Origin of the sequence: Azospirillum thermophilum (genome assembly GCF_003130795.1) — a bacterium.
GTDB lineage: Bacteria > Pseudomonadota > Alphaproteobacteria > Azospirillales > Azospirillaceae > Azospirillum > Azospirillum thermophilum.
Genome location: NZ_CP029357.1, coordinates 67,977 through 92,697, shown reverse-complemented (window position 1 = coordinate 92,697; position 24,721 = coordinate 67,977). Strand labels below are relative to the sequence as shown.

The 24,721-nt window shown below is 68.7% G+C and carries 22 protein-coding genes and 2 pseudogenes; 16 read left to right on the top strand and 8 right to left on the bottom strand.

The window, feature by feature from the left end:
* The first annotated feature begins 231 nt into the window (after positions 1-231).
* From DEW08_RS25400 to DEW08_RS25355, 10 genes and pseudogenes are all read left to right on the top strand, one after another.
* Positions 232-1,064, top strand: a pseudogene (locus DEW08_RS25400) (IclR family transcriptional regulator).
* On the top strand, positions 1,052-2,065 hold the full coding sequence (locus DEW08_RS25395; protein WP_109332575.1) for a 2-dehydro-3-deoxygalactonokinase: 1,014 nt from the start codon (positions 1,052-1,054) through the stop codon (positions 2,063-2,065). The pseudogene DEW08_RS25400 and the gene DEW08_RS25395 overlap by 13 nt, the downstream one beginning before the upstream one ends.
* A complete protein-coding gene (locus tag DEW08_RS25390; RefSeq protein WP_109332574.1) occupies positions 2,058-2,708 on the top strand; it encodes a 2-dehydro-3-deoxy-6-phosphogalactonate aldolase in 651 nt (216 codons plus the stop codon). Before DEW08_RS25395 ends, DEW08_RS25390 begins: the two co-directional genes overlap by 8 nt.
* A gap of 73 nt (positions 2,709-2,781) precedes the next feature.
* Positions 2,782-3,750: a Bug family tripartite tricarboxylate transporter substrate binding protein gene (locus DEW08_RS25385; RefSeq protein ID WP_109332573.1), complete on the top strand. Its 969-nt coding sequence runs from the start codon at positions 2,782-2,784 to the stop codon at positions 3,748-3,750.
* 76 nt (positions 3,751-3,826) lie between these two features.
* The gene (locus DEW08_RS25380) at positions 3,827-4,345 is read left to right on the top strand and encodes a tripartite tricarboxylate transporter TctB family protein (protein ID WP_109332572.1); all 519 of its coding nucleotides are present in this window, start codon (positions 3,827-3,829) and stop codon (positions 4,343-4,345) included.
* A 30-nt stretch (positions 4,346-4,375) separates the two neighbouring features.
* Positions 4,376-5,929: a tripartite tricarboxylate transporter permease gene (locus tag DEW08_RS25375; protein WP_109332571.1), complete on the top strand. Its 1,554-nt coding sequence runs from the start codon at positions 4,376-4,378 to the stop codon at positions 5,927-5,929.
* Positions 5,930-5,986: 57 nt separating this feature from the next.
* Positions 5,987-7,539 (top strand): annotated as a pseudogene (locus DEW08_RS25370) (acyl-CoA carboxylase subunit beta).
* 7 nt (positions 7,540-7,546) lie between these two features.
* The gene (locus tag DEW08_RS25365) at positions 7,547-7,960 is read left to right on the top strand and encodes an OadG family transporter subunit (protein WP_109332567.1); all 414 of its coding nucleotides are present in this window, start codon (positions 7,547-7,549) and stop codon (positions 7,958-7,960) included.
* Positions 7,961-8,169: 209 nt separating this feature from the next.
* Positions 8,170-8,361, top strand: a complete 192-nt coding sequence (locus DEW08_RS32915) for an acyl-CoA carboxylase biotin carboxyl carrier protein subunit (protein WP_245986988.1) — start codon at positions 8,170-8,172, stop codon at positions 8,359-8,361.
* A 67-nt stretch (positions 8,362-8,428) separates the two neighbouring features.
* On the top strand, positions 8,429-9,499 hold the full coding sequence (locus DEW08_RS25355) for a sodium ion-translocating decarboxylase subunit beta (protein ID WP_109333425.1): 1,071 nt from the start codon (positions 8,429-8,431) through the stop codon (positions 9,497-9,499).
* Positions 9,500-9,590: 91 nt separating this feature from the next.
* Here the strand turns inward: DEW08_RS25355 and DEW08_RS25350 are convergent, their stop codons facing one another.
* The 6 genes from DEW08_RS25350 to DEW08_RS31765 all read right to left on the bottom strand — a co-directional run bounded on the left by DEW08_RS25350 (position 9,591) and on the right by DEW08_RS31765 (position 13,844).
* Positions 9,591-9,944, bottom strand: coding sequence for a cupin domain-containing protein (locus DEW08_RS25350; protein WP_109333423.1), 354 nt, complete (start codon positions 9,942-9,944; stop codon positions 9,591-9,593).
* Positions 9,945-9,949: 5 nt separating this feature from the next.
* The gene (gene kduD, locus DEW08_RS25345) at positions 9,950-10,708 is read right to left on the bottom strand and encodes a 2-dehydro-3-deoxy-D-gluconate 5-dehydrogenase KduD (protein WP_109332566.1); all 759 of its coding nucleotides are present in this window, start codon (positions 10,706-10,708) and stop codon (positions 9,950-9,952) included.
* Positions 10,709-10,723: 15 nt separating this feature from the next.
* Positions 10,724-11,560, bottom strand: a complete 837-nt coding sequence (gene kduI / locus DEW08_RS25340) for a 5-dehydro-4-deoxy-D-glucuronate isomerase (RefSeq protein WP_109332565.1) — start codon at positions 11,558-11,560, stop codon at positions 10,724-10,726.
* A gap of 117 nt (positions 11,561-11,677) precedes the next feature.
* Positions 11,678-12,430 carry a 2-keto-4-pentenoate hydratase gene (locus DEW08_RS25335; RefSeq protein WP_109332564.1) on the bottom strand — a complete coding sequence of 251 codons (753 nt, stop codon included), beginning with the start codon at positions 12,428-12,430 and terminating at the stop codon, positions 11,678-11,680.
* 71 nt (positions 12,431-12,501) lie between these two features.
* The gene (gene kdgT / locus DEW08_RS25330) at positions 12,502-13,515 is read right to left on the bottom strand and encodes a 2-keto-3-deoxygluconate transporter (RefSeq protein WP_109332563.1); all 1,014 of its coding nucleotides are present in this window, start codon (positions 13,513-13,515) and stop codon (positions 12,502-12,504) included.
* A gap of 161 nt (positions 13,516-13,676) precedes the next feature.
* Positions 13,677-13,844 carry a hypothetical protein gene (locus DEW08_RS31765; protein ID WP_211107311.1) on the bottom strand — a complete coding sequence of 56 codons (168 nt, stop codon included), beginning with the start codon at positions 13,842-13,844 and terminating at the stop codon, positions 13,677-13,679.
* Between the two features lie 153 nt (positions 13,845-13,997).
* Between DEW08_RS31765 and DEW08_RS25325 the strand changes: the two genes are divergently transcribed.
* The 5 genes from DEW08_RS25325 (at position 13,998) to DEW08_RS25305 (ending at position 20,129) form a co-directional block, all read left to right on the top strand.
* On the top strand, positions 13,998-14,978 hold the full coding sequence (locus DEW08_RS25325) for a TRAP transporter substrate-binding protein (protein WP_109332562.1): 981 nt from the start codon (positions 13,998-14,000) through the stop codon (positions 14,976-14,978).
* 522 nt (positions 14,979-15,500) lie between these two features.
* Positions 15,501-16,481, top strand: a complete 981-nt coding sequence (locus DEW08_RS25320; protein WP_109332561.1) for a TRAP transporter substrate-binding protein — start codon at positions 15,501-15,503, stop codon at positions 16,479-16,481.
* Between the two features lie 58 nt (positions 16,482-16,539).
* Positions 16,540-17,097, top strand: coding sequence for a TRAP transporter small permease (locus DEW08_RS25315; RefSeq protein WP_109332560.1), 558 nt, complete (start codon positions 16,540-16,542; stop codon positions 17,095-17,097).
* Between the two features lie 11 nt (positions 17,098-17,108).
* Positions 17,109-18,392 carry a TRAP transporter large permease gene (locus DEW08_RS25310; protein WP_109332556.1) on the top strand — a complete coding sequence of 428 codons (1,284 nt, stop codon included), beginning with the start codon at positions 17,109-17,111 and terminating at the stop codon, positions 18,390-18,392.
* A 120-nt stretch (positions 18,393-18,512) separates the two neighbouring features.
* Positions 18,513-20,129 (top strand): ArsB/NhaD family transporter, encoded by a 1,617-nt coding sequence (locus DEW08_RS25305; RefSeq protein WP_109332555.1) that lies wholly within the window; start codon positions 18,513-18,515, stop codon positions 20,127-20,129.
* A gap of 222 nt (positions 20,130-20,351) precedes the next feature.
* On the opposite strand, the gene DEW08_RS30850 is transcribed toward DEW08_RS25305, so the two are convergent.
* Positions 20,352-20,558 carry a Nif11-like leader peptide family natural product precursor gene (locus DEW08_RS30850; RefSeq protein WP_146214766.1) on the bottom strand — a complete coding sequence of 69 codons (207 nt, stop codon included), beginning with the start codon at positions 20,556-20,558 and terminating at the stop codon, positions 20,352-20,354.
* Between the two features lie 78 nt (positions 20,559-20,636).
* Entirely contained in the window at positions 20,637-23,435 is a 2,799-nt protein-coding gene (locus DEW08_RS25300; protein WP_168220515.1) for an EAL domain-containing protein, read from the bottom strand.
* A gap of 375 nt (positions 23,436-23,810) precedes the next feature.
* Between DEW08_RS25300 and DEW08_RS25295 the strand changes: the two genes are divergently transcribed.
* Entirely contained in the window at positions 23,811-24,596 is a 786-nt protein-coding gene (locus DEW08_RS25295; RefSeq protein WP_109332553.1) for an amino acid ABC transporter substrate-binding protein, read from the top strand.
* The last annotated feature ends 125 nt before the right edge of the window (positions 24,597-24,721 follow it).

Genomic DNA, 24,721 nt, shown 5'->3' with positions numbered 1-24,721 from the left:
GGCCGGTTTATCCCGCTATGGTAGTCTCACTATTTGAGACGCTGATGCATTAATTGGTGAATGCTAGGGCCGGACGGGCAGGTGGTCAAGGAAAGCCGCGGTTTTCCGGATTCTGTCGCCCGCGTCGAACTGTCTCATTATTTCGTTGCAGATTTTCATATTTGATACCAGGGTATGCCTGAACGGTCCCGCCGAGAGGGCCGCGACAGGCGGCTGTGGGGGAGCAGCGCGATGACCAGACCCGCTGGACAGGATGATCCGGACCCGGCCGGGGCCACCGGCGACGCGACCGCGGAGAAGCGGCAGGCGGCCGGCACGCAGACGCTGCTGCGCGGCCTCGCCCTGCTGGACTGCGTGGCGGCGGGGTCAGCGACGCGAAGGGAATCGCGGCGCGCCTCAACACGCCGCGCAGCACGGCGCACCGCATGCTGAACAGCCTGGTGGCCGAAGGCTATCTGCATCACGTCCCCTACAAGGGCTACCTGCTGGGGCCGAAGCTGATCCAGCTCGGCATGAAGGCGCTGGAACAGCGCCCGCTGGTGGCCCTGGCCCGCCCGCATCTGGAAGGCCTGGCGCAGCGCACCGGCGACACCGTGCATCTCGGCACGATCGATGGGGCGGAGGTCTTCTACCTGGACAAGATCTCCGGGACGCGGGGGCTGGAGATGCGCTCGCGCGTCGGGCAGCGGATGCCGCTGGCCTCCACCGGGGTCGGCAAGGCGCTGATGCTCGGCGTGCCGCCGTCGCGCTGGCAGGCCCTCTACAAGGACGCGACGGAGGCGACGATCGCCGGGTCCGACCGGCCGCCGCCCGTGCCCTGGACGAAATACGAGAAGCAGATGGCGGACTATTTGCGCCGCGACTGGGTTTTCGACCTTGAGGAGAACGAGGTCGGCGTCCGCTGCGTCGGCGCGCCGGTCCGCGACATCTCCGGCAAGGTGGTGGCCGCCATCAGCGTGGCGAGCGCCAGCCAGTACATGTCCAACGAACGGATGGCGGAGCTCGGGCCGATCGTCCGCGCCGCCGCCTACGCGATCTCGGAGGAGTTGGGATGGAAACGGTAACCGCCCGGCCGGCGCTCCTGGCGCTGGATTGGGGCACCTCCAGCCTGCGGGCCTTCCTGATGGACGGCCGCGGCACGGTGGTCGACCAGCGCGCCAGCGCCCACGGCATCCAGAACCTGCCAGCCCCCGGCGTGGCCGGATTCGAGCAGGCCTTCGCAGCGCTGTGCGGCGACTGGCTCGCCGGCCGGCAGGACAGCCTGCCGGTGGTGGCCGGCGGCATGGTCGGCAGCGCCCAGGGGTGGAGGGAAGCCCCCTACGCCTCCTGCCCGGCCGACGCGCAGCGGCTGGCGGAGCAGGCGGTGACGGTGGACAGCGCGCTCGGCGTGCGGATCCTGGTGGCGCCGGGCGTGCTCTACGACCCGCCGCCGGGGACCGCGGACGGTGTGCCCGACGTGATCCGCGGCGAGGAGATCCAGATCGCCGGCGCCCTGGCGGACCATCCCGCCTGGGCGGCGCGCTCCTGCATGGCGATGCCCGGCACCCATTCGAAATGGGTCGCCATCCGCGACGGCCGGATCGAGAGCTTCGCCACCTACATGACCGGCGAGCTGTTCGCCGTGCTGACGACGCACTCCATCCTCGGCCGGCTGATGCCGGAGGGCGCCGCCGCCGACGCCGCGGCGGCCGACCTGGCCTTCGCCCGCGGCGTCCAGGCGGCGCGGGAGAGCCGCCCCGGCGACCTGAGCCACCAGATCTTCGCCACCCGCACGCTGGGCCTGACCCGCCGCCTGCCGCCCGAGCTGCTGAAGGACTATCTCTCCGGCCTGCTGATCGGCCACGAGCTGGTCTCCGGCACCGCCCGCATGCAGGAGGCGCTGGACGGCGACATCCCGCTGCTGCTGATCGGCGAGGGCGCGCTGTGCCGCCGCTATGGCCGGGCGATGGAGATCCTGGGCCTGAAGCCGGCCGCCGAGATCGGCAACACCGCCCCGCGCGGCCTTTTCCAGTTCGCGATCGCCGCCGGGCTGATTCCCCCGGCCAAGGAGACCCCCAATGGCTGAACACGACCGCGCCGCCCGGTTCGACGCCGCCCTGGCCGACCTGCCGCTGGTCGCCATCCTGCGCGGGCTGAAACCCGGGGAGTCGGAGGCCGTCGCCCAGGCCCTCTACGACGCCGGGTTCCGGCTGATCGAGGTGCCGCTGAACTCGCCCGACCCCTTCGACAGCATCGAGGCGGTGCGCCGCCTGCTGCCGCCGGACGCGCTGGTCGGCGCCGGCACCGTGACGGAGGTGGAGAAGGCCGACCGGCTGGGCGCCATGGGCGCCGACCTCGTCGTCATGCCCCATGCCGACACCGAGGTGATCCGCGCCGCCAAGCGCAACGGCATGATCTGCCTGCCCGGCGTCGCCACACCGACGGAGGCCTTCGCCGCGCTGAAGGCCGGCGCCGACGCGCTGAAGCTGTTCCCCGCCGAGTTGATCGGCCCGCCGGTCATCAAGGCGATGCGCGCCGTGCTGCCGCGCGGCACCCGGCTGATGCCGGTCGGCGGCATCACGCCCGACACCATGGATCCCTTCCTGGAGGCCGGCGTCGCCGGGTTCGGGCTGGGGTCCGCCCTCTACACCCCCGGACTGCGCCCGGACCAGGTCGCCGACCGGGCCCGGCGTTTCGTCACCGCCTGGAGAAGCCGGCACCCCGCGTGACAAGGCGGGGCATCAACCACTGCCGTTACCAACGAGCCCCCTGACAAGGGCTGCTGCAAGAATGGGAGCCACCATGAAGACCTGTCTGTCCGTTACCGGTGCCGTCGCCGCGACCGTCGTCTCGGTGGGCATGATGACGGCCGGCGCGCTCGCCGCCGACTATCCGACCAAGCCGATCGAGCTGGTCGTGCCCTATGCCGCCGGCGGCGGCACCGATCTGGTCGCCCGCGCCTTCGCCGATGCCGCGAAGAAGCACCTGCCGCAGCCGATCGGCGTGGTGAACAAGACCGGCGGCGCCGGCGCCGTCGGCTTCAGCGAGATCATGGCCGCCCGCCCGGACGGCTACAAGATCGGCGTCGGCACCGTCGAGATCACCATGCTGCCGCACATGGGCGTGGCGCGCTTCTCGGTGGACGACTTCACCCCCATCGCCCGCCTGAACGCGGAGCCGAGCGCCATCACCGTCAACATCGACTCGCCGTGGAAGAGCTACGACGACTTCATCACCTATGCCAAGGCGAACCCCGGCAAGCTGCGCATCGGCAACTCCGGCACCGGCGCCATCTGGCATCTGGCGGCCGAGGCGCTGGAGGAGAAGACCGGCACGCAGTTCAACCACATCCCCTATGACGGCGCCAACCCGGCCGTCACCGCGCTGCTGGGCAACCACATCGAGGCGGTGACGGTCAGCCCGGCCGAGGTGGTCAACCACGTCAACGCCGGCAAGCTGCGCATCCTGGCCGTGATGGGCGACAAGCGGTCCGCCGCCTTCCCCGACGTGCCGACGCTGAAGGAAAAGGGCGTCGACCTGTCGGTCAGCACCTGGCGCGGCATCGTCGTGCCGAAGAAGACGCCGCAGGCCGTCGTCGACACGCTGCGCACCGCCGCCAAGGCCACGGCGGAGGAGCAGTCCTTCCGCGACTCGCTCGCCAAGATGAACCTGACCCACGCCTATGCCGACGGTCCGGAGTTCGGCGCGCAGATGCAGAAGGACAACGCCTTCTTCAAGGACCTGATGACCAAGCTGGGCATGGCGAAGTAAGCCGCGCCGCACCGGCCGGGCTGCCTCCCGCGGCGGGCGACCGCCGCAGGGAGCGCCCCCTTCGGGAGACCGCATCATGAGCCAAGCACCGGGCGGACAGGACGCCGGTTCCGGCTTCAGCCGGACCGACCGTCTCGCCAACCTGATCATCGCCGCCGTCGTGATCGCCATCGCCATCGCGGCGATCGTCGCGACGGGCGACTTCCCCGCCACCTCGCTGGCGACCGACGTCGGGCCGGCGCGCTTCCCGATCATCTACTCGGTCGCGCTGATCGTGCTGTCGGGCATCCTGATCCTACACACGCTGCGCAAGCAGGTCGTCGACTCCCTGGCCGCCGGTGATCCGGCTGCGAGGATGGCCGGGCGCATCAACGTCGCGCTCGGCATCGGCGCGTCGGTCCTGTGCCTGGTGGCGATCGGCTACATCGGCTTCGCCATCGCCACCGTGCTCTATCTGTCGACCATCATGTGGCTGATGGGGCAGCGCGGACTGGTGCTGAACCCGATCATCGCGGTGGCGGTGACCGCCATCATCTACGTCACCTTCTCGACCGGCCTTCAGGTGCCGTTGCCCGTGGGCAGCCTCTTCGAATAGCCGCGCTCCTTCTCTCACGGGAGAGATGACATGTACGAACTCGACATGCTGATGCAGGGTTTCCGGACCCTGCTGGGGCAGCCCTTCGCCCTGCTGCTGTCCGTGGTGGGCGTGATCGTGGGCATCGTCATCGGTGCCCTGCCCGGCCTGACCGCGACCATGGGCGTGGCGATCCTGCTGCCCTTCACTTTCGGGCTCGACCCGCTTTCGGGGCTGCTGATGATCTGCGGCGTCTTCTTCGGCGGCGTCTACGGCGGCTCGATCACCGCCATCCTGCTCAAGATCCCCGGAACGCCCGCGGCGGCGGCGACCGCCATCGACGGCTATGAGCTGACCCGCAAGGGACAGGCGGGCATCGCGCTGGGCACGGCCACCTGCTCCTCCTTCCTCGGCGGGACGATCAGCGTCTTCGTGCTGATCTTCCTGGCACCGCTGCTGGCGAGCTTCGCGCTGGAATTCAGCGCGTCGGAGAGCTTCGCGCTGGCCGTCTTCGGCCTCAGCATCATCGCCAGCATCTCCGGAAAATCGGTGGTGAAGGGGTTGATCACCGGCTTCCTCGGCCTGCTGATCGCGACCGTCGGTCTGGACCCGATGGGTGGCTTCCCGCGCTTCACCGGCGGCTACACCGAGCTGTTCAACGTCCCCTTCATCCCGGTGATGATCGGGCTGTTCGCCGCAGCCGAGGCCTTCAAGTCGATGGAGGATCCGGCGGTGCGCAACAGCCTGGCGGCGGCGCTGGGCCGCGTCGTGCCACCCTGGACGACATACCGCCGGCTGCTGCCGACGGTCGGCCGGTCCTCGGCGCTGGGAATCATCATCGGCATCATCCCCGGGGCCGGCGCCGACATCGCCGCCTTCGTCGCCTACAACGAGGCCAAGCGCTTCAGCCGGACGCCGGAGAATTTCGGCAAGGGAGAGCTGGCCGCGGTGGCGGCCTGCGAGTCGGGAGCCAACGGCTGCACCGGCGGCGCGCTGCTGACCATGCTGACCCTCGGCATCCCCGGCGACGCGGTGACGGCGGTGATGCTGGGGGCGCTGACGCTGCAGGGGCTGCAGCCCGGACCGCTGCTGTTCCGCGAGCATGCCGACCTGGTCTTCACGCTGTTCGCCGGCATGCTGGTCTGCTACGTGCTGATGCTGGTGCTGGGCTTCGCGTCGCTGCGCGTCATGGGCCGCATCCTGCAGATGCCGAAATCGGTGCTGACGCCGGTGATCCTGGCGCTGTGCATCGTCGGCACCTATGCGTTGAACAACAGCCTGTTCGACGTGGGGATCATGCTCGCTGCCGGCGTGATCGGTTACTTCATGCAGAAATGGGACTTCCCGGCCTCGCCCGTGGTCCTTGCCCTGATCATGGGACCGATGGCGGAAGCGAACTTTCGTCGCGCCCTCTCCTTGTCCGGAGGGAGCTATGATTTCCTCTATACCCGGCCGATCACGGTCTGCCTTCTGGTCGTCGCGGGACTGACCCTGATGCTGCCGCTGGTGCGGCGGATGTGGCGCAAGCCGCAGTCCGACGTGCCCGGCACGCAGGCAAAGACCGATGCGGCGCTGGCTGCCGATCCGGCCAGAAGCGGGGAATAGGCGGCGGCCCCCTCCACCCACGCCCGGCGGGGCCGCCCTGAACTGGAGTAGATGGTCATGGCGATCAGACAGGACTTGCTGAGGGACCTGGAGGAACGCCGCCGCAAGGCCCATGCGTCGGGCGGCGAGGACAAGGTCGCGCAGCGGCACGCCAAGGGCCTGCTGACCGCCCGGGAGAGGCTGGACCTGCTGTTCGCGGCCGGCACCTTCCAGGAGTTCGGCATGCATGTGCAGCACGCCACCCGCCATTTCGGCATGGAGGGGAAGGAACTGCCCTGCGACGGCGTGGTGGCCGGCACCGGGTTCGTGGACGGGCGGCCGGTGGCCGCCTTCAGCCAGGACTTCATGGTGTCCGGCGGCTCGCTCGGCCGGATGCACGCGCAGAAGATCTGCGACGTGATGGATCATGCGGCGCGCGGCGGCATGCCGCTGGTGGGCTTCAACGACTCCGGCGGCGCCCGCATCCAGGAGGGGGTGGAGAGCCTGTCCGGCTATGGGCAGGTCTTCAACCGCAACGTCCTGCTGTCGGGTGTCGTGCCGCAGGTGGCGGTGATCTGCGGCACCTGCGCCGGCGGCGCGGCCTACAGCCCGGCGCTGATGGACTTCCTGATCATGACCCGGCAGAACGCCAGCATGTTCATCTGCGGGCCGCAGGTGATCAAGGCGGCGACCGGGCAGTCCACCACCATGGACGAGATCGGCAGCGCCGAGGCGCACGCGTCGGTCTCCGGCAACATCCATTTCGTGGCGGAGGACGACGGCCACGCCTCCGCCCTGGTGCGCGAGCTGCTGTCCTTCCTGCCGTCCAACAACATGCAGGACCCGCCGCACCGGCTGGACACCGACATCACGCTGGAGGACGACCTGGGGCTGGAGGCGCTGCTGCCGGACGCCGGCAACCAGGCCTTCGACGTGCGCCAGGTGATCGGCCGGCTGGTCGACGGCGGCCGGTTCCTGGAGGTGCAGGCGATGTTCGCCGGCAACATCGTCGTCGGCTTCGCCGGGTCGACGGCATCGTGCTGGGCATCGTCGCCAACCAGCCGATGGTGAAGGCCGGCGCGCTGGACATCGACGCGGCCGACAAGGCGGCGCGCTTCATCCGCTTCTGCAACGCCTTCAGCATCCCGCTGCTGACGCTGGTGGACGTCCCCGGCTTCCTGCCCGGCGTGTTCCAGGAACGGCACGGCATCATCCGCCACGGCGCCAAGATGCTGTTCGCCTACGGCGCGGCGACCGTGCCGAAGATCACCGTCATCATGCGCAAGGCCTATGGCGGCGCCTTCCTCGCCATGTGCTCGCGCGACATGGGGGCCGACCTCGTGCTCGCCTGGCCGACGGCGGAGATCGCGGTGATGGGAGCGGAGGGGGCGGTCAACATCCTGCACCGCGCCGAGCTGGACCAGGCCGACGACCGCGCCGCCCGCGCCGCCGAGCTGGCCGCCGCCTACCGGCACGAGTTCGCCTCGCCCTACCAGTCGGCCGGCCGCCTGTTCGTCCACGACGTCATCGAGCCGCGGCGCACCCGTGCCGCCGTGTCGCTCGCGCTGCGCACCCTGCTGTCGAAGCGCGAGACGCGGCCGCCGAAGAAGCACGGCAACATTCCGCTGTAGGCCGTCCATGCAGCACATCCTCTTCATCCTCGGCGGCTTCACCGTCGTGATGGGCATCCTGGCGCTGCTCTACGGCGTCATGGCGCTGATCGGCCGGGCCTTCGTCGGGCGCGGACAGCAGCCGGCTCCCGCCCCCGCGGCGCGGCCGGCCGCCGCCCCGGCCGCGCCCCCCGGCATCCCGCCGCACCATCTGGCGGCGATCGCCGCCGCGGTGGCGGCGGTCACCGGTGGCCGCGGCCGGGTGCTGCGCGTCACCGCACCGCCGCACAAGGCCACGAGCTGGGCGCTGCACGGACGCAGCGAGCAGTTCGCCTCCCACCGCGTACGCTGGGACTGGGCCGTGCCCGGCCCGCCGCACATCGAGCCACCCCACCCCATTCCAGCCGCCCTGCCCGCGCACGGCAAAGGGCCGGAGGCGTAAGACATGAGACGTTTGCGAATCACCGTCGAAGGCGTCGCCTACGACGTCACCGTCGAGGATCTGGACGCCGCCGAGGCGCCCCGCCCCATTCCCCCGCCACCCCCTACCCGGTCGCCAGCGCCGCCCCGGCCACCGGCGAGCATGTCCGTCCGCCGCGCGCCGAGACGATCGAGGCGCGGCCGGCGACCCCCGGCGACGTCGTCAGCCCGATGGCGGGCGTGGTGGTGTCGGTGGGGGTTGAGGTCGGCGCCCGCGTCGAATCCGGCCACCCGCTGCTGGTGCTGGAGGCCATGAAGATGCAGACCACCGTCGCGGCACCCCATGCCGGCACGGTCGGCGCCATCGCCGTCGCGGCGGGCGCCTCCGTGCAGGAAGGGCAAGTGCTGATGACGCTGCGGTGAGAGGCCCGCCGTGGACGCCCTCTCCAGCCTGCTCGCCCTGACCGCCATCCCGCACCTGACATGGAGCATGGTGGTGATGTGGGGCGTGGTGGGCGCGCTGCTCTACCTCGCCGTCTGGCGGGATTTCGAGCCGCTTCTCCTGCTTCCCATCGCCTTCGGCGCCCTGCTGGCCAACCTGCCGACCGAGGGCGTCATCAACCCGCCGACCGCGGATGCGGCGGGCGGGCTCTATTACTACATCTCGCAAGGCGTCCATCTGGAGCTGTTCCCGCCGATCATCTTCCTCGGCGTCGGGGCGCTGACCGACTTCGGGCCGCTGATCGCCAACCCGCGCACGCTGCTGCTGGGCGGAGCGGCGCAGGCCGGCGTGCTGGTGACCTATCTCGGCGCCGTCGCCATCGGCTTCACGCCGGAGCAGGCGGCCTCCATCGGGATCATCGGCGGGGCCGACGGGCCGACCTCCATCTTCCTGACCAACAAGCTGGCGCCGGACCTGCTGGCCGCGGTGGCGGTGGCCGCCTATTCCTACATGGCGCTGGTTCCGCTGATCCAGCCGCCGATCATGCGCGCCCTGACCACCGAGGAGGAGCGGCGGATCCGCATGCGCCAGCTCCGCAAGGTGACGCGGCTGGAGAAGGTGATCTTCGCCGTGGTGGTGACGGTCGCCTGCATCCTGCTGGTGCCCGCCGTGTCGGCGCTGATCGGCATGCTGATGCTGGGCAACCTGCTGCGCGAGAGCGGCGTGACCGAGCGGCTGTCCAAGGCGGCGCAGAACGAGGTGATCAACGTCGTCACCATCTTCCTCGGCACCAGCGTCGGCATCACCATGACCGGCGAGCGCTTCCTGCAGGCCGAGACGCTGGCGATCCTGGCGCTGGGCGTGGTGGCCTTCGCGGTGTCGACCGCGGCCGGCGTGCTGATGGCGAAGCTGATGAACCTGGTCAGCCGCGAGAAGATCAATCCGCTGATCGGTTCGGCCGGCGTGTCGGCCGTGCCGATGGCGGCGCGCGTCTCGCAGGTGGAGGGGCAGCGGGCCGATGCGCAGAACTTCCTGCTGATGCACGCCATGGGGCCGAACGTCGCCGGGGTGATCGGCACGGCGGTCGCCGCCGGCTATTTCCTGGCGATGCTGCGCTAGCCGGGGAAGAACCGGTTCGACACGAAAAGACCCCGCCGGAGGCAGTCTCCGGCGGGGTCTTTTCATGACCGCGGGCACCCCGGCATGTCGATCAGCCGAGGAAATCCTCGCGCATCGGGGTGAAGACGTCGAGCAGGACGCCCGGCTCGACCGCCACGACGCCGTGCAGGGCGTTGGACGGGACGATGTAGCCGTCGCCGGCCGAGAGCCGCTGCGTGCGGCCCTCGATCGTCACGTCGAACACGCCGCTTTCCACCACCGCGCACTGGTGGTGCGGGTGGCGGTGCAGGGCGCCGACCGCGCCGGCCTCGAAGGCGACGCGGGTCATCATCATGGACGGGTTGTAGCCCAGGATCTTGCGGCGGACGCCGCCGCCCAGATCCTCCCAGGCGACGGCGGCGTCGATGACGAACACGTCCGTCCGCGGGTCGGTGGCGCCCTTCATGGCCGTCACCGTGCCAGCCAGCCGCCGTCCACCGGCAGGATCGTGCCGTGGACGTAGTCGGACGCGTCGGAGGCGAGGAAGACCGCCGGGCCGCCGAGGTCGGCGGGCTCGCTCCAGCGGCCGGCCGGGATGCGGCCGAGGATCTCGGCGCTGCGCTGGGCGTCGGCGCGGAGCTGCGCGGTGTTGTTGGTGGCGACGTAGCCCGGCGCCAGCGCGTTGACGTTGATGCCCTTGCCCGCCCACTCGTTGGCCAGCAGCTTGGTGATGCCGGCGACGCCGCTCTTGGACGCGGTGTAGGAGGGGACGCGGATGCCGCCCTGGAAGGACAGCATGGAGGCGATGTTGATGATCTTGCCCTTGCGGCCGTTGTCGATCGCGTAGCGGCCGAAGGCCTGGCAGAGGAAGAACACCGTCTTGATGTTGATGTTCATCACCAGGTCCCAGTCGGCTTCGGAGAAGTCGACGGCGTCGGCGCGGCGGATCAGGCCGGCGTTGTTGACCAGGATGTCCGCCTGCCCCAGCGTGGCGACCGTCTCCTCCACCAGCCCGGCGACCGGGGCGATGGTGGTGAGGTCGGCCTTCATGCCGTGGAAGCGGCGGCCGGCGGCCTCGACCAGCCCTTTGGTCTCGTCCAGCGGGACGATGTCGGCGGCGGCGATGTCGGCGCCGGCGCGGGCCAGGGCGACGGCGATGGCCTGACCGATGCCGGTGTTGGCACCGGTGACCAGGGCCACCTTGCCGGAGAGGTCGAAGGGATTGCTCATGATGTCGGTCTCCGCTCAGCGCATGGTGGAGATGGGAACGGCGTCCATGTCGTCGAAGGTCTGGTTGTCGCCGCCCATGGCCCAGATGAAGGTGTAGTTGTGCGTGCCGACGCCGCAGTGGATCGACCAGGAGGGGGAGATCACCGCCTCCTCGTTCGCCATGACGATGTGGCGGGTCTCGGCCGGCTGGCCCATGAAGTGGAAGACGCGGGCGTCGTCGGGAACGTCGAAGTAGAAATAGACCTCGCAGCGCCGTTCATGGGTGTGGCACGGCATGCTGTTCCACATGTTGCCCGGCTTCAGCATGGTCATGCCCATGACGAGCTGGGCGGTGCGGCAGACGTCCGGGTGGATCATCTGGTAGATGACCCGCTCGTTGGAGGTCTCCTGGCTGCCGAGCGGCCGCTGCTTCGCCTGCGAGGCCGAGATCTTCATGGTCTCGAACCGGGCGTGGGCGGGCGTGCTGGCGAGGTAGAACTTGGCCGGATCGGCGGGGTTGTCGCTCTCGAAGCGGACGTCGACGCTGCCCTGCGCGACATAGAGCGCGTCGCGCGGCTCCAGCGCGAAGACGGTGCCGTCCACCGTGACGCGGCCGGGGCCGCCGACGTTGAACACGCCGAGCTCGCGCCGCTCCAGGAAGGTGGCGGTGCCGATCTCCTTCGGCGAGTCGAGCGTCACCGGCCCGGCCACCGGCATCGCACCGCCGACCAGGAAGCGGTCGACATGGCTGTAGGTCAGGATGGTCTCGTCGGCGCGGAACAGCCCGCTGACCAGGAAGCGGTCGCGCAGGGTCTGCGTGTCGTAGCCGCGCATGTCGTCCGGGTGGGACGCATATCGAACGTCGATCTTCATGGAGGGATCCTCGTTTCGCCGGCTGGCGGCCCGGACCGCGGCGGGAGACCGCGGACCCGATGGACAATCACCAGCAGTATATTAATATACTTTCGTTGCGCAAGGTTGCGCTGACGGTCACTGCACGGTCAGCTCGATGGTGCCGAGATCGGCGAAGCGGGCGACGCTGCGGCTGCCCGGATCGACGAAGATCGTCCCGGTGCAGGAGCCGGTGGTCACCGTGTCGCCGGCATGCAGGCCGCCGAAGGCGCGGGAACCGACGTTGGCGAGCCAGACCAGCAGGCGGACCGGATCGACCGCGCTGTTGCCGCCCACCACGTCGACCACCACGCGGCCGTCGATCGCCAGGATCAGCGGCTGGCGAACCGGGTCGACGGCGCGCCAGTTGGCGACGGCCGGCCCGACGATCAGGGCGCCGTGGTTGGCCTGGTCGGCGAGCTGGCCGAGCGCGTCCGCCGAACCGAATTTGGCGAAGCGGGTGTCGCAGATCTCGAAGGCGGGATGCATGGAGCCGACGGCGTCCAGCACCTCCTCGCGCGTCCAGGGCTCGTCGCGGACCGGCAGGTCGCGGGCGAAGCGGTAGACGATCTCCGCCTCGATGCCGATCACGTTGAACATGGAGGCGGGAAGCCGGTCGGTGTCGAAGAACAGGGTGGCCGCGTTGATCGCGGCGCAGGAGGGCTCGGCGTCCGGCCCCGGGGCGCCCACCTTCCAGGCGGCGACCGGACCAAGGCGGCGGGCCACCTCGTACTGGATGGCATAGGCCCCGTCCTTGTCGGCGGGACGGGCCGCCTCGGGCAGGGATTCGAGCGGCTTGCGATCGTGCCGGGCGGCGATCAGCGCCTCGACGGCGGGAGACAGGTCGGTCATTGCAGGGGTCCTTGGAATGGCGGGGGAGGATGGCGGCGGGCGCCCGTGGCCGGGGACCCGCCGGTTGTCCCCTATTCCGCCGGGGCGGTTTCCAGTGCCGCGGCCCTGGCGGCCTCGGCCTGCCGGTAGCGGGGCGACAGGACGCCGAAGCGGCGGGCCCACCAGGCGGTCAGCGGCGGCGTCAGCAGGGCGGTGACGACCACGCAGGTGGCGACCAGGGCGGTGGCGGCCGGCGCGCTCGGCGCGAAGGACGGCTCGATCGAGGCGATGATCGGCGGAACCGTCACCGCCGCGCCGGCGGTGGAGGCCGCGCCGATGCCGGCGGTGCCGTTGCCCCTGGCCAGCAGGATGTCGGCCAGGACCAGCGTGGTGCCGGTGACGACGATGACCATCAGGCCCAGCAGGATGCCGAGGAGGCCGGTGTTCAGGATGGTCGTGAAGTTCAGGTTGTTGCCCAGCGCGAAGGCGAAGAAGGGCACCATCACCGACACGCCCTGGGTGAAGAAGGCGCGCAGGTCCTTGTCGAGGTTGCCCAGCGCGAAGCCGATGACGAAAGGCAGCAGCGCGCCGACCATGGTCTGCCAGGGGAAGACGGCGAGACCGGCCAGCCCCAGCGTCACCATCGTCATGAAGGGACCCGATTCGAGGCACATCAGGCAGAAGGCGCCGGCCTCCTCCTTGGTGCCGTACTGCTGCATCAGCGCCATGTACATGCCGCCGTTGGTGTCGTTCATCGCGGCGATGATCGCCAGCACCGACAGGCCGCTGAGGAAGCCGGAGGTGATGCCCTCGCTCGGGAGGAAGTGGGAGGCGATGATGCCGGCCAGTGCCGCGGTCAGGATCTTCACCGACACCAGCACGCCGCTCTTGCGCAGGACCAGCGGGGTCGCCTTCAGGCTGATGCTGGCGCCGATGCAGAAGAACCAGACGGACAGGATCGGCAGCGTGCCGGTGATCAGGCCGTTGGTGAAGGACCCGAAGAACTTTCCGGTGCCCGGCGCGAAGGTGTTGAGGCAGGCGCCGAGGAAGAGGGGAACGATCATCATCCCGCCCGGGATGCGGTCGATCCGCGACTTGATGTTCATGGCTGGTGGCTCCTATGAGCGGGCGGGCGGCACGCCAGTCCCAGGGTGCGCGCGGGGGCTGCCACTGCGTGGCCGTCACAGCAGTTATACTAGTATATAAGATTTCCCGGCAAGCTGGATTCCGGTGCGGTCGACCTCCAGGACAGAATGTCGCAGACCATTCACCAGCCGGGCCGGCCGATATGGGAAAAGGCTGATGCCGCAAGGCGGAATCCCGAAAGACCGCAATGCAGCATGATTTCAAGGAATTTCTTGCTGCGATGCAATATCATAGCGTTATCAACCTCTTCCTGACTTGCGGGGACTGGCATGGCGGCCAGGGTCGTCAAGAAACGACGCTTGCCGCAAATCAAGTATACTAGTATATAAATTTCCGCGGCTGCCCCCTGCGCGGCCTGCCCGGTTAGGGCGCCAATCCCCGGAGCACCGGTTCCCGGGGCGTCCTCCCCGAACTCCCTGCGAACCGTCGAGAGGTCCGACCGATGCGAACTTTCGTCACGATGATGGCAGGCACGGCCATCGGCGCGCTCATGGCCTTCAGCGCCGCCAGCGCCCAGACCGTCACCCTGCGGTCCGCCGACTCCCAGGCCGACGGCTACCCGACGGTGGAGGCGGTCAAGTACATGGGCGAGATCGTCGCCCGCGAGACCAAGGGCCGGATCGCCATCAAGGTCTTCCCCTCGGGCCAGCTCGGCGACGAGAAGGACACCATCCAGCAGACCCAGTTCGGCGTGATCGACATGAACCGGGTCAACCTGGCGCCGCTGAACGGGCTGATTCCAGAGACCCGCGTTCCCGCCCTGCCCTTCCTGTTCCGCTCGGTCGAGCACATGCACAAGGTGATGGACGGCCCGATCGGCGACGAGATCCTGCAGGCGATGGCCCCCAAGGGCCTGATCGGGCTCGCCTACTACGACAACGGCGCGCGCAGCTTCTACAACAGCAAGCGCCCGATCAAGTCGCTGGAGGACATGAAGGGCCTGAAGATCCGTGTCATGCAGTCGGACCTGTTCATCGACACCATCCGCGCGCTGGGCGGCAGCCCGACGCCGATGCCGCCGGGCGAGGTCTACAGCTCGCTGCAGACCGGCGTCGTGGACGGCGCGGAGAACAACTGGCCGACCTACCAGAACCAGCATCATTTCGAGCAGGCCAAATTCTACTCGCTGTCCGAGCATTCGATGTCGCCCGAGGTGCTGGTGATGTCCAAGCGGAGCTGGGACAAGCTGTCCGCCGAGGACCAGCAGGCCATCCGCAGGGCGGCCAAGGAGTCGGTCGTCAAGATGCGCGAGCTGTGGACGGCGCGCGAAGTCGAGTCGGAAAAGGCCGCAACGGCGGCCGGCGTGCAGGTGAACAGCGTCCCCAAGGAGGCGTTCATGAAGGCGGTCGAGCCGGTCTACGCCAAGCACATCACCGACCCGAAGCTCAAGGACCTGGTGGAGCGAATCCGCGCCGTCCAGTGACAGCCAAGGGTTGTTGCCGGCGCTGATGGTCCGGCCGGCAACGAAATTTCCTGGCCACCTGAAGAATGATGCGGAAAAGGCGGCCTTGCATTGCCGCAGGCCGCCCGTTTGTTTACCGCATCGTAAAGAAATTCTGTCAGGCTGCTCGACCCTCCCAGGGGCTGCCAGTTTATAACTGCTCAAAAATGCTGGCCGGGTGCCGAAACCACTCGTAGCGACTTGGCATCCCATGCGACATTTTAGCGTGCGCGTCTCGAAAGGGGAGTTCCCGCTTGCGTCGTAGCGCTAATATATTAATATAACCGTCGAACGGAACCTGAGAACGGACCTCGAGCCAACCGGAGCGGCGCGATCACGGCGAGGGCGATCCCATCGACCGCGGTCGGGTCCGACCTCGTGGTGCTTGGCCAGGAACTGGGCGCCGCGGCTGCCGCACCCGCCCTTTTCCACCGCCCCTCCCGGTTTCTCCCAACCACCGCTGCCACACGGTGGCCGCCAAGAGTCCAGAATGAGGAATCACCAATGAAGTCGATTGCCAAGCTCCTCGCCACCACGGCCCTGACCATCGCCGCCACCCTGTCCGGCGCGTATGCCCAGACCGTCACGCTGCGCTCGGCCGAGGTCCATCCCGACGGCTACCCGACGGTGGAGGCGGTCAAGTACATGGGCGAGATCGTCGCCCGCGAGACCAAGGGCCGGATCGCCATCAAGGTCTTCCCCTCGGGCCAGCTCGGCGACGAGAAGGACACCATCCAGCAGACCCAGTTCGGCGTCATCGACATGAACCGCATCAGCATGGCGCCGCTGAACAACATCGTGCCGGAAACCCGCATCGCCGGGCTGCCCTTCCTGTTCCGCTCGGTCGAGCACATGCACAAGGTGATGGACGGCCCGATCGGCGACGAGATCCTCAAGGCCATGGAGCCGCACGGCATGGTCGGCCTGGCCTTCTACGACTCCGGCGCCCGCAGCTTCTACAACAGCAAGCGGCCGGTCAAGACGATGGCCGACCTCAAGGGCATGAAGCTGCGCGTCCAGCAGTCCGACCTGTTCATCGACCTGGTCAAGGCGATGGGCGGCAACCCGACGCCGATGCCCTACGGCGAGGTCTACAGCGGCCTGCAGACCGGCGTGGTCGACGGCGCCGAGAACAACTGGCCGAGCTACCAGAGCTCGCACCACTACGAAGTCGCCAAGTACATCTCGCTGACCGAGCACACCATCACGCCGGAAGCGCTGGTCATGTCCAAGCGCAGCTTCGACAAGCTGTCGAAGGACGACCAGCAGATCATCCGCAAGGCGGCCAAGGAGTCGGTCGTCAAGATGCGCGAGCTGTGGCAGGCCAAGGAGAAGGAGGCCGAGGAGACCGTCCGCAAGGCGGGCGTCGAGGTCAACACGGTCGACAAGACCGAGTTCATGAAGGCCGTCGAGCCGGTCTACACCAAGCATGTCGCCGATCCGAAGATGAAGGACCTGGTCGCTCGTATCCGGGCAGTGCAGTAACGCTCAACATGCCGCGCCGGGCCTCGTCCGGCGCGGCCTCCTCCGTGCGGAGTTTACCATGAAAACCGCGCTCAACACCCTTACCAGGCTGCTGGACGTCCTGTCGCGCATCGCGCTGTGGATCGGCGGCACAGGCCTGGTCCTCATGACGGCCGCCGTCGGCTGGCAGGTCTGGGGCCGCTTCATTCTCAACGACAGCCCCTCGTGGACGGAACCGGTGTCGCTGCTGCTGATGCTGTGGTTCATTCTGCTGGTCGCCGCTGTGGGGGTTCGCGAGCGCTTCCACCTCGGGCTCGATCTGATCCGCGACATCGTGCCCGAAATCGTGCGCGTCTGCATGGACATCGCCAGCTTCGTCGCCGTCGGCTGCTTCGGTGCCGCCATGGCGTTCTACGGCCTGGAACTGGTAATGGGGACCTGGAGCGCGACCATCCCGGTGCTCAACATCCCCGAAGCCGTCAACTACCTTCCCCTCACGATCTCGGGCGTTCTGATCGTCCTCTTCTCGGTCGAACGCACGCTCCATCTGCTGGTCGAACGCCGCTCCCAGGCCGGGTCCGAAGCCCTCGCCCAGGCCCACGCGCAGCACAGCGCGATTGAGCAGCCCGCCGACTAAGGAATCCGGCCATGGAACTCACCGTCCTCTTCGGCACCTTCGTGGTGCTGCTGTTCCTGGGCGTGCCGATCGCCTTCGTGCTCGGCATCTCCTCCCTGGCGGCCATCGTTTACATGGGCATGCCGCCGCTCATCGTCTTCCAGCGCATGGCGTCCGGCATGAACGTCTTCGCGCTGATGGCCATCCCCTTCTTCATCTACGCCGGTGAGCTGATGGTCCGTGGCGCCATCGCGGAGAAGCTCGTGCGGCTGGCCGCCGCCATGGTCGGCCATTTCCGCGGCGGGCTGGGGCTGGTCAACGTCACCGCCTCGACCTTCTTCGGCGGCGTGTCGGGCTCGGCGGTGGCGGACGCCTCGGCGGTCGGCGGGCTGATGATCCCGCAGATGCAGAAGCGCGGCTACGATGTCGATTACGCGGTCAACATCACGGTGACCGCCGCGATCATCGCGCTGATGATCCCGCCCAGCCACAACATGATCATCTATTCGATCTCGGCCGGCGGTTCGATCTCCATCGCCGACCTGTTCACCGCCGGCATCCTGCCGGGCCTGCTCCTGGCCGCCCTGCTGATGATCGCCGCCTACTATGTCGCCCGCAAGCGCAAGTACCCGTCCGAGCCGTTCCCCGGCTGGCACATGGTCGGCAGCATCTTCCTGAACGCGGTTCCGGGACTGGCCCTGATCGGCATCATCGTCGGCGGCGTGCGGTCGGGCATCTTCACGGCGACCGAGAGCTCGATGGTCGCGGTGGGCTACGCCCTGCTGGTGACGCTGGTGATCTACCGCAGCATGCGCTGGAGCGACTTCGTCGCCGCCACCATGGGCGCCGTGCGCACCACCGCGATGGTCCTGCTGGTCATCGGCTCGGCCGCGTCCTTCGGCTGGCTGCTGGCCCTGCTGCAGGTGCCGACGGCGATGGTCAACCTGATGCAGGGGATCAGCGACAACCCCTACGTCATCTTCCTGCTGATCAACCTTGTTCTGCTGGTGCTCGGCTGCTTCATGGACATGTCGCCGCTGATCATCATCACCACCCCGATCTTCCTGCCGGTCATCACCGCCTTCGGCATGGATCCGATCCACTTCGGCGTCATCCTGGTGCTGAACCTCGGCATCGGCCTGTGCACCCCGCCGGTCGGCTCGGTCCTGTTCGTCGGCTGCGCGGTCGGCAAGATCCCGATCATGCAGGCCGTGCGGACCATCTGGCCCTTCTACGTCGCCTGCGTCATCACCCTCGCCCTCGTCACCTACATTCCGTCGATCTCGCTCTTCCTGCCGCGCCTGTTCGCCCAGTGAGGACCATGGAATGACCAACCGGGCGGGGGCCCCCGAAGTCCCCGCCCTTTCTTTTTGATCCTGAAAGGGAATCCTGCATGCGGGTCTGGACCCACGTCCAGGCAAAGGAGACGTACAACCATGAACAAGATCTCCGTTGCCCTGACCGCCGCGCTGCTTCTGCTGCCGACGAACGCCGCCCTGGCGGAGTCAGGTCACTTTGAGTACTCGACGAACGGCGGCGCGCAAGCCGCCGTGGGACTTCTGCTCGTCGCCCTGTTCGGCGTGCTGATCGTCGAGGCCTTCCACAAGACGCTCGCCGCCGGCGCCATCGTCGCCGCCATGCTGCTGATCTCGGCGGCCACCTCGCTGAAGATCATGGATTTCGAGACGGCGGTGCGGTCGGTCGACTGGAACGTCATCTTCCTGCTGGGCAGCATGATGGCGATCGTCTCGGTGCTGATCGAGACGCGCGTCTTCGACTGGTTGAACGCCCGCATGGTGGCGTGGGCCAAGGGCCGGTCGAAGCTGCTGGCGAACACCGTCATCGCCGCGACCGCCCTGCTGTCGGCCTTCGCCGACAACGTCACCACCGTGCTGTTCATGGCGCCCGTCGTCTCCAAGGCGGCGCGCAGCCTGCGGCTGTCGGTGTGGGCGCTGGCGATGCCGATGGTCATGGCCTCCAACATCGGCGGCACCGCGACCCTGATCGGCGATCCGCCCAACGTCATCGTCGGCGTCGCCGCCGGCCTGTCCTTCATGGACTTCATCTATTTCCTGGCGGTGCCGGTGATCTTCATGGTCATCGCGCTGTGCGCCTTCAGCGCCTTCTGGTACCGGCGCGAGCTGTCCGGCGCCCATGCCGAGGTCGGCGACGAGCCGGAGGCCGTGCGGCTTCAGGACCCCGCCGTGCTGTCCTGGACGCTGGGCGTCGTCGGGCTGACCTTCCTCGGCTTCTTCACCCACAGCCTGACCCATCTGCCGGTGGGCGTCATCGCCTTCGCCGGGGCGGCCCTGACCATGATCGGCCGCCACCTGATCCTGCGCCGGTCGATCGGCGCCAAGAAGGCCGAGCATGTCTTCACCCACGGCTTCGAGCACGGGATCGAGTGGCTGACGCTGGGCTTCTTCATCTTCCTGTTCATGGCCATCAGCTCGGCCGAGCATACCGGCCTGATCGCCAGCGCCGCGGCCAAGCTGCAGGATCTGGTGCAGGCCGTGTCGATCGGCTTCGGCATGGGGCTGCAGGCCAAGCTGCTGACCGCCGCCCTGCTGATCCTCGTGTTCAGCGCGGTGGCCTCGGCGGTGGTCGACAACATCCCCTACACCATCGCCGCCGTCGCCATCGTCAAGGTGCTGGTCACCAGCTTCTCCGGCGAGTTCACCGCCGCCGGCCTGGGCGGGGCCGACCTGCACCTGACCACCAACGTGCTGTGGTGGGCACTGGCGCTGGGCGCCTGCCTGGGCGGCAACGGCACCCTGATCGGCGCCAGCGCCAACGTCACCACCGTGGGGCTGATGGAGAAGGACGGCCACCACATGCCCTTCGTCGCCTTCCTGCGCTTCGGCCTGCCGGTCACCGCCATGACGGTGGCCATCGCGGCGGTCTACCTGACCAGCTACGTCTATGGCGGGGCGATCCGCACCAACGTCGTCGGGGCGATGGCGCTGATTGCCATGGCGCTGGTCGCGGTGCTGCGCACCGTCGGCCGCCGGGCGCCCCGGGCGGAGGAGACGACCGAGCCCCTGCAATCGTGACCCCGCTGCGTCCTTCCGCCGCGGACATGGCAGCCCCCAACGAATCGGCCAAGCCCGGGATTGCCACGGAGGAGATGATCTAGTATATCAGTCTTGTTGGTTTGGCCGGTTCCGTCACATCGTCGTGTTTCGGCCAAAGCGCGTTTCCTCCCTAAACTTGAAAAGCCGCCAGGGGTTCTCCTGGTGGCTTTTTTTCTTGTCCCCCTGCCCGGCCGCCGGCGGTCAGCCGTCGAACCGCGACCAGCCGCGGCCGCCGGTGCGGGCGGAGGGCTGCAGGTCGGCCAGCGTGATGTCATAGCCGAGGGCGCGTACCGCCTCGATCACGCCGGGAATGCCATCCACCTTGGCGATGGCGGCGTCGAGGTCGGACTTGAGGGCGGGATTGCGTTCCATGTCGTGCGACAGGCGTAGAAGCTCCGATGTGCTCATGCCGGATCCAATCAGATTGAATCGTTCTAAGAACTATCCGCGCACACGCTTAATTTGCAATCCTACTTCCGTCCAGGGTCAGGCCGGCACCGCGACGGGGGCGGCGTCCCAGGGCGCCGGACGGGCCACCGCATAGCCCTGGGCGAAATCGACGCCGAGGTCGCGCAGGACCGCCTCGATCGCCGGGGTTTCGACATACTCGGCGATCGTCTCGATCCCCATCAGATGGCCGATGTCGTTGATCGACTGGACGAAGGCGCGGTCCAGCCGGTCCTCCACGATGTGGCGGACGAAGCTGCCGTCGATCTTCAGGTAATCGACCGGCAGGTTCTTCAGATAGGCGAAGGAGCTGAGGCCGCTGCCGAAATCGTCGAGCGAGAAGCGGCAGCCGCGGCCCTTCAGCGCCTCGATCATCTGTCGGGCGCGGGTCAGGTTGCTCATCGCCGCGGTCTCCGTCACCTCGAAGCAGAGCAGGCGCGGATCGACCCCGGTCGAGTCGAGCGCCGACAGCACGAAGCCGAGGAAGTCGTCGTCGCACAGGGACTGCGCCGACAGGTTGACCGAGACGGTGGCGCCGGCCACGCCGCCCGCGGCCAGCGAGGCGAGCACCCGGCTGACGATCCAGCGGTCGACGTCGCGCATCAGGTTGTAGCGCTCCGCCGCCGGGATGAAGGCGCCGGGCGGCACGATGGACCCGTCCTCCGCCCGCATGCGCACGAGAATCTCGCCGTGCACCTCGTCGAAGGGCGGGCGCAGCGGGCGGAAGGGCTGCCAGTAGAGCAGCAGCCGGTCCTGTTCCAGCGCGCGGATGGTCTCGTGCACCCAGCGCATCTCGCTGCCGATGCGGCGGGTCGCCTCGTCCTGGCTGTCGGCGACGTGGATGCGGTTGCGCCCGCGGTCCTTGGCGACGTAGCAGGCGCGGTCGGCGGCGCTCATCAGGTCGTAGAGCGAGCCGCTGCGCTGGCGCACCGGAACGAGGCCGAAGCTGCCGGAGGTGCTGAAGGACTGCGACTGCCAGACGAAATGCAGGTCGGTCAGCGCGCGGCGCATGCGGTCGGCCAGCTCGTAGGCGCTGTCGCGGCTGGCGGGGTGGGTCAGCACGCTGAACTCGTCGCCGCCGGTACGGGCGACCAGGTCGCCGTCGCGCGCGCAGCATTTCAGCTCCGCCGCGACCTGCTTCAGCAGCTCGTCGCCGGCCAGATGGCCGCAGGTGTCGTTGATCAGCTTGAACTGGTCGAGGTCGACGTAGCAGAGCCACTGGGCCTGTCCGTCGCCGTCCTGCGCCTCGGCCAGCGCGGCCTTCAGCCGCTCCTCGAAGGCGCGGCGGTTCATCAGCCCGGTCAGCGGGTCGTGCGCCGCCTGATAGGCGAGCATGCGGCCGAGCTGGCGTTCCTTCGCCACGTTGCGCAGGGCGACCACGGCGCCGACGATGCCGCCCTGGCGGTCGTGCATCGGGGCGGCGGTGACCTCCACCGCCACCGGCTGCCCGTCCGGCCGGACCAGCAGCGTCTCGGCCCCCGCATCGGCGACGCGCGCGCCCTGCAGGCAGGCGATGGCAGGATCGGGAAGCGGCGTGTGGTGCGCCTCGTCCACCAGGATCAGCACATGGTCCACCATCTGGCCCCGGATGTCCTCCATCCGGCGGTTGAGCAGCCGGACGGCGGCGGGGTTGGCGTAGCGGACCCTGCCCTCGGCATCGGTGGTCAGCACGCCGTCGGCGATCGACAGCAGGGTGGCCTCCGCCTGCTCCTTCTCGCGGAACAACTGCTCCTCGGCGGCGGCGCGGGCGCGGGTGGCGTCGCCGTGGCGGACGGCGAGCGCGTTCAGCTCCTCCGCCAGCAGGCGCGCCTCGCGCGGCCAGGACCAGGAGAAGGCGACCTCCTCCCCCCGCAGGATGCCGGCGAGCCCGCCGAGCAGACGCTGCCGGGCGCCGTCGACGCGGACGGCGACGAACCGCACGACCAGCGCGAGGATCAGCGTCAGGGCCAGCGCCACCGCCGCCACGCGCAGCCGCAGGTCGGCCAGCCAGTCGCCGAGCCGGGAGCGGTCGAGCGCCGTGCCGATCCACAGGGCATCCTCCGGTCTCTCGTCGAAGCGGATCAGCGTCCAGGCCACCGCGTCGCCGGCAGCGCTGCGGGTGACGACGAGGTCGCCGTCCTCGTCCCGGATCCGCGAGGACCGGCCGCCGGCTTCGAAGGGGGAGACCACCCCGGCCGGATCGCCCAGCAGGACGCGCCCGGTGCCGTCGAACAGGACCGAGCCGGCGGAGGTGCCGAAGACGTCGTGCAGATCGAATTCGGTGACCAGGACACCGACCACGAGGCCGTCGAGGCTGCGGATCGGCCCGGCGACGCGCACGCGCAGGGAGGAGGAGACCAGCATGGCGCGCGGCTCCCGCGCGTTGCCGGCGACCATGGCGGCGAACCGCTCCGGGAATTCCGTGGCGAGCGAGGGGGTGGTCCCGGCCGGAGCGATTTCCCGCCCCGCCGCCTCCAGCCGCAGCAGTTCGGTCCCTTCGCGGTCGAGAATGGCGAGGCGGCGGAAATCGGAGGCACCGCCGAACCAGCGGCGGACGACGCCGGAGAAGCGCTCCTCCGCCTGCCGGACGTCGAGATAGAGGCCGTCGCCCTTGCCCCGGCTGGCATTCAGCATCTCCAGCGGGGCCGGCAGCATCGCCAGGTTGCGCACGGTCTCCTTGCGGCGCTCCATGCGGCGGTTCAGCTCGGCCGCCGCCGCCTCTCCCCTGGACAGGGCCTCGCGCGCCGCGGCCTCCTCGAAGGTGGCGACCGTGGCCGGAAGATCGAGGGCCGTCAGCACCGCGGCCGGAAGCAGCCCCAGCCCGAACAGCAGCAACAACAACAGCGTGCGCAATCGCATGGCACCGTCCCCCCGCCAAGCCAGAGTGGTACTCCTTTTTCGTTTGTATCCCAATATGGCTCGCCCGGACCGATCGACGCACCGCGCGGTGGCGGTGAACCGTTCCGGCGCCTGCCTGTTCATGCTCCAGGACGGATCGCCGCCAAGGCGGCAGGGCGGATCGCCGCCAAGGCGGCGCGCCGGGCCGATTTCCCAATCTACATGTTTGTGGTACTCACTAAATACAGTTGATGTGCGCTAATTAGGTAGTTTGTTCCCTTGTCGGCCGATATGCTTTCCTGTAGCGTGACCGGCAACCGCCCGGCGCCGCAACGCGCGCCCCCGCGGTGGCGGACCAACCCGACATCCCAACTCACGAATACCGGGCATCAACCGATGAAATGGCTGAAATCGCTTCTCGTCGCCGGCCTGCTCCAGGCCGCCGCCGTCGCCGTCGCTCCCGTCCAGGCGCAGGCCCAGTCGGACCTCGACCGCATCAAGTCCGAGGGCGTGCTGAAGATCGGGACCGAGGGAACCTATGCGCCCTTCACCTTCCATGACGCCTCCGGCGCGCTGGTCGGATTCGACGTCGAGATCGGCCGCGAGGTGGCCAAGCGCATCGGCGTGAAGGCCGAGTTCCTGGAAGGCAAGTGGGACGGGCTGATCGCCGGCCTGGACGCCCGCCGCTATGACGCCGTCATCAACCAGGTGGGAATCACCGAGGCGCGCAAGGCCAAGTACGACTTCTCCGACCCCTACATCACCAGCCGCGCCGTGCTGATCGTCCGCGGCGACAACGACGCCATCAAGGGCTTCGCCGACCTGAAGGGCAAGAAGTCGGCGCAGTCGCTGACCAGCAACTTCGGCAAGCTGGCCGAGGCGTCGGGCGCCCAGCTCGTCGGCACGGACGGCTTCGACCAGTCGATCCAGCTCGTCCTCAACGGCCGGGCCGACGCGACCGTCAACGACAGCCTGTCCTTCCTCGACTTCAAGAAGCAGAAGCCGAACGCCAACGTGAAGGTGGTGGCGACGCAGGACAAGGCCGACTATTCCGGCATCATCGTCCGCAAGGGCGAGACCGCGCTGGTCGCCGCGATCAATGGCGCGCTGCAGGCCATCAAGGCCGACGGCACCTACAAGGCCATCTCGCAGAAGTATTTCGGCGAGGACGTGTCGAAGTAAGCGGACGGGCTTGCAGCCGTCCGTCGTCATGGCCGGGTCCGGCCCGGCCATGACCGCTCGGCGGCCTGTCGCCCGGCCCGACTCCCCGGAAAACCCCTGTCCCGGACCCGACCCTCACGAGAGGC

What these genes read in the sequence shown, in the direction of transcription:
- DEW08_RS25395 (WP_109332575.1), top strand. Translation starts at nt 1,052, where the DNA reads ATGGAAACGGTAACCGCCCGGCCGGCGCTCCTGGCGCTGGATTGGGGC.
- kduD (WP_109332566.1), bottom strand. Translation starts at nt 10,708, where the DNA reads ATGAGCAATCCCTTCGACCTCTCCGGCAAGGTGGCCCTGGTCACCGGT.
- DEW08_RS25380 (WP_109332572.1), top strand. Translation starts at nt 3,827, where the DNA reads ATGAGCCAAGCACCGGGCGGACAGGACGCCGGTTCCGGCTTCAGCCGG.
- DEW08_RS32915 (WP_245986988.1), top strand. Translation starts at nt 8,170, where the DNA reads ATGGCGGGCGTGGTGGTGTCGGTGGGGGTTGAGGTCGGCGCCCGCGTC.
- DEW08_RS25320 (WP_109332561.1), top strand. Translation starts at nt 15,501, where the DNA reads ATGAAGTCGATTGCCAAGCTCCTCGCCACCACGGCCCTGACCATCGCC.
- kdgT (WP_109332563.1), bottom strand. Translation starts at nt 13,515, where the DNA reads ATGAACATCAAGTCGCGGATCGACCGCATCCCGGGCGGGATGATGATC.
- DEW08_RS25305 (WP_109332555.1), top strand. Translation starts at nt 18,513, where the DNA reads ATGAACAAGATCTCCGTTGCCCTGACCGCCGCGCTGCTTCTGCTGCCG.
- DEW08_RS25325 (WP_109332562.1), top strand. Translation starts at nt 13,998, where the DNA reads ATGCGAACTTTCGTCACGATGATGGCAGGCACGGCCATCGGCGCGCTC.
- DEW08_RS25295 (WP_109332553.1), top strand. Translation starts at nt 23,811, where the DNA reads ATGAAATGGCTGAAATCGCTTCTCGTCGCCGGCCTGCTCCAGGCCGCC.
- DEW08_RS25375 (WP_109332571.1), top strand. Translation starts at nt 4,376, where the DNA reads ATGTACGAACTCGACATGCTGATGCAGGGTTTCCGGACCCTGCTGGGG.
- kduI (WP_109332565.1), bottom strand. Translation starts at nt 11,560, where the DNA reads ATGAAGATCGACGTTCGATATGCGTCCCACCCGGACGACATGCGCGGC.
- DEW08_RS25335 (WP_109332564.1), bottom strand. Translation starts at nt 12,430, where the DNA reads ATGACCGACCTGTCTCCCGCCGTCGAGGCGCTGATCGCCGCCCGGCAC.
- DEW08_RS25390 (WP_109332574.1), top strand. Translation starts at nt 2,058, where the DNA reads ATGGCTGAACACGACCGCGCCGCCCGGTTCGACGCCGCCCTGGCCGAC.
- DEW08_RS25355 (WP_109333425.1), top strand. Translation starts at nt 8,429, where the DNA reads ATGGTGGTGATGTGGGGCGTGGTGGGCGCGCTGCTCTACCTCGCCGTC.
- DEW08_RS25300 (WP_168220515.1), bottom strand. Translation starts at nt 23,435, where the DNA reads ATGCGATTGCGCACGCTGTTGTTGTTGCTGCTGTTCGGGCTGGGGCTG.
- DEW08_RS30850 (WP_146214766.1), bottom strand. Translation starts at nt 20,558, where the DNA reads ATGAGCACATCGGAGCTTCTACGCCTGTCGCACGACATGGAACGCAAT.
- DEW08_RS25350 (WP_109333423.1), bottom strand. Translation starts at nt 9,944, where the DNA reads ATGAAGGGCGCCACCGACCCGCGGACGGACGTGTTCGTCATCGACGCC.
- DEW08_RS25315 (WP_109332560.1), top strand. Translation starts at nt 16,540, where the DNA reads ATGAAAACCGCGCTCAACACCCTTACCAGGCTGCTGGACGTCCTGTCG.
- DEW08_RS25310 (WP_109332556.1), top strand. Translation starts at nt 17,109, where the DNA reads ATGGAACTCACCGTCCTCTTCGGCACCTTCGTGGTGCTGCTGTTCCTG.
- DEW08_RS25385 (WP_109332573.1), top strand. Translation starts at nt 2,782, where the DNA reads ATGAAGACCTGTCTGTCCGTTACCGGTGCCGTCGCCGCGACCGTCGTC.
- DEW08_RS25365 (WP_109332567.1), top strand. Translation starts at nt 7,547, where the DNA reads ATGCAGCACATCCTCTTCATCCTCGGCGGCTTCACCGTCGTGATGGGC.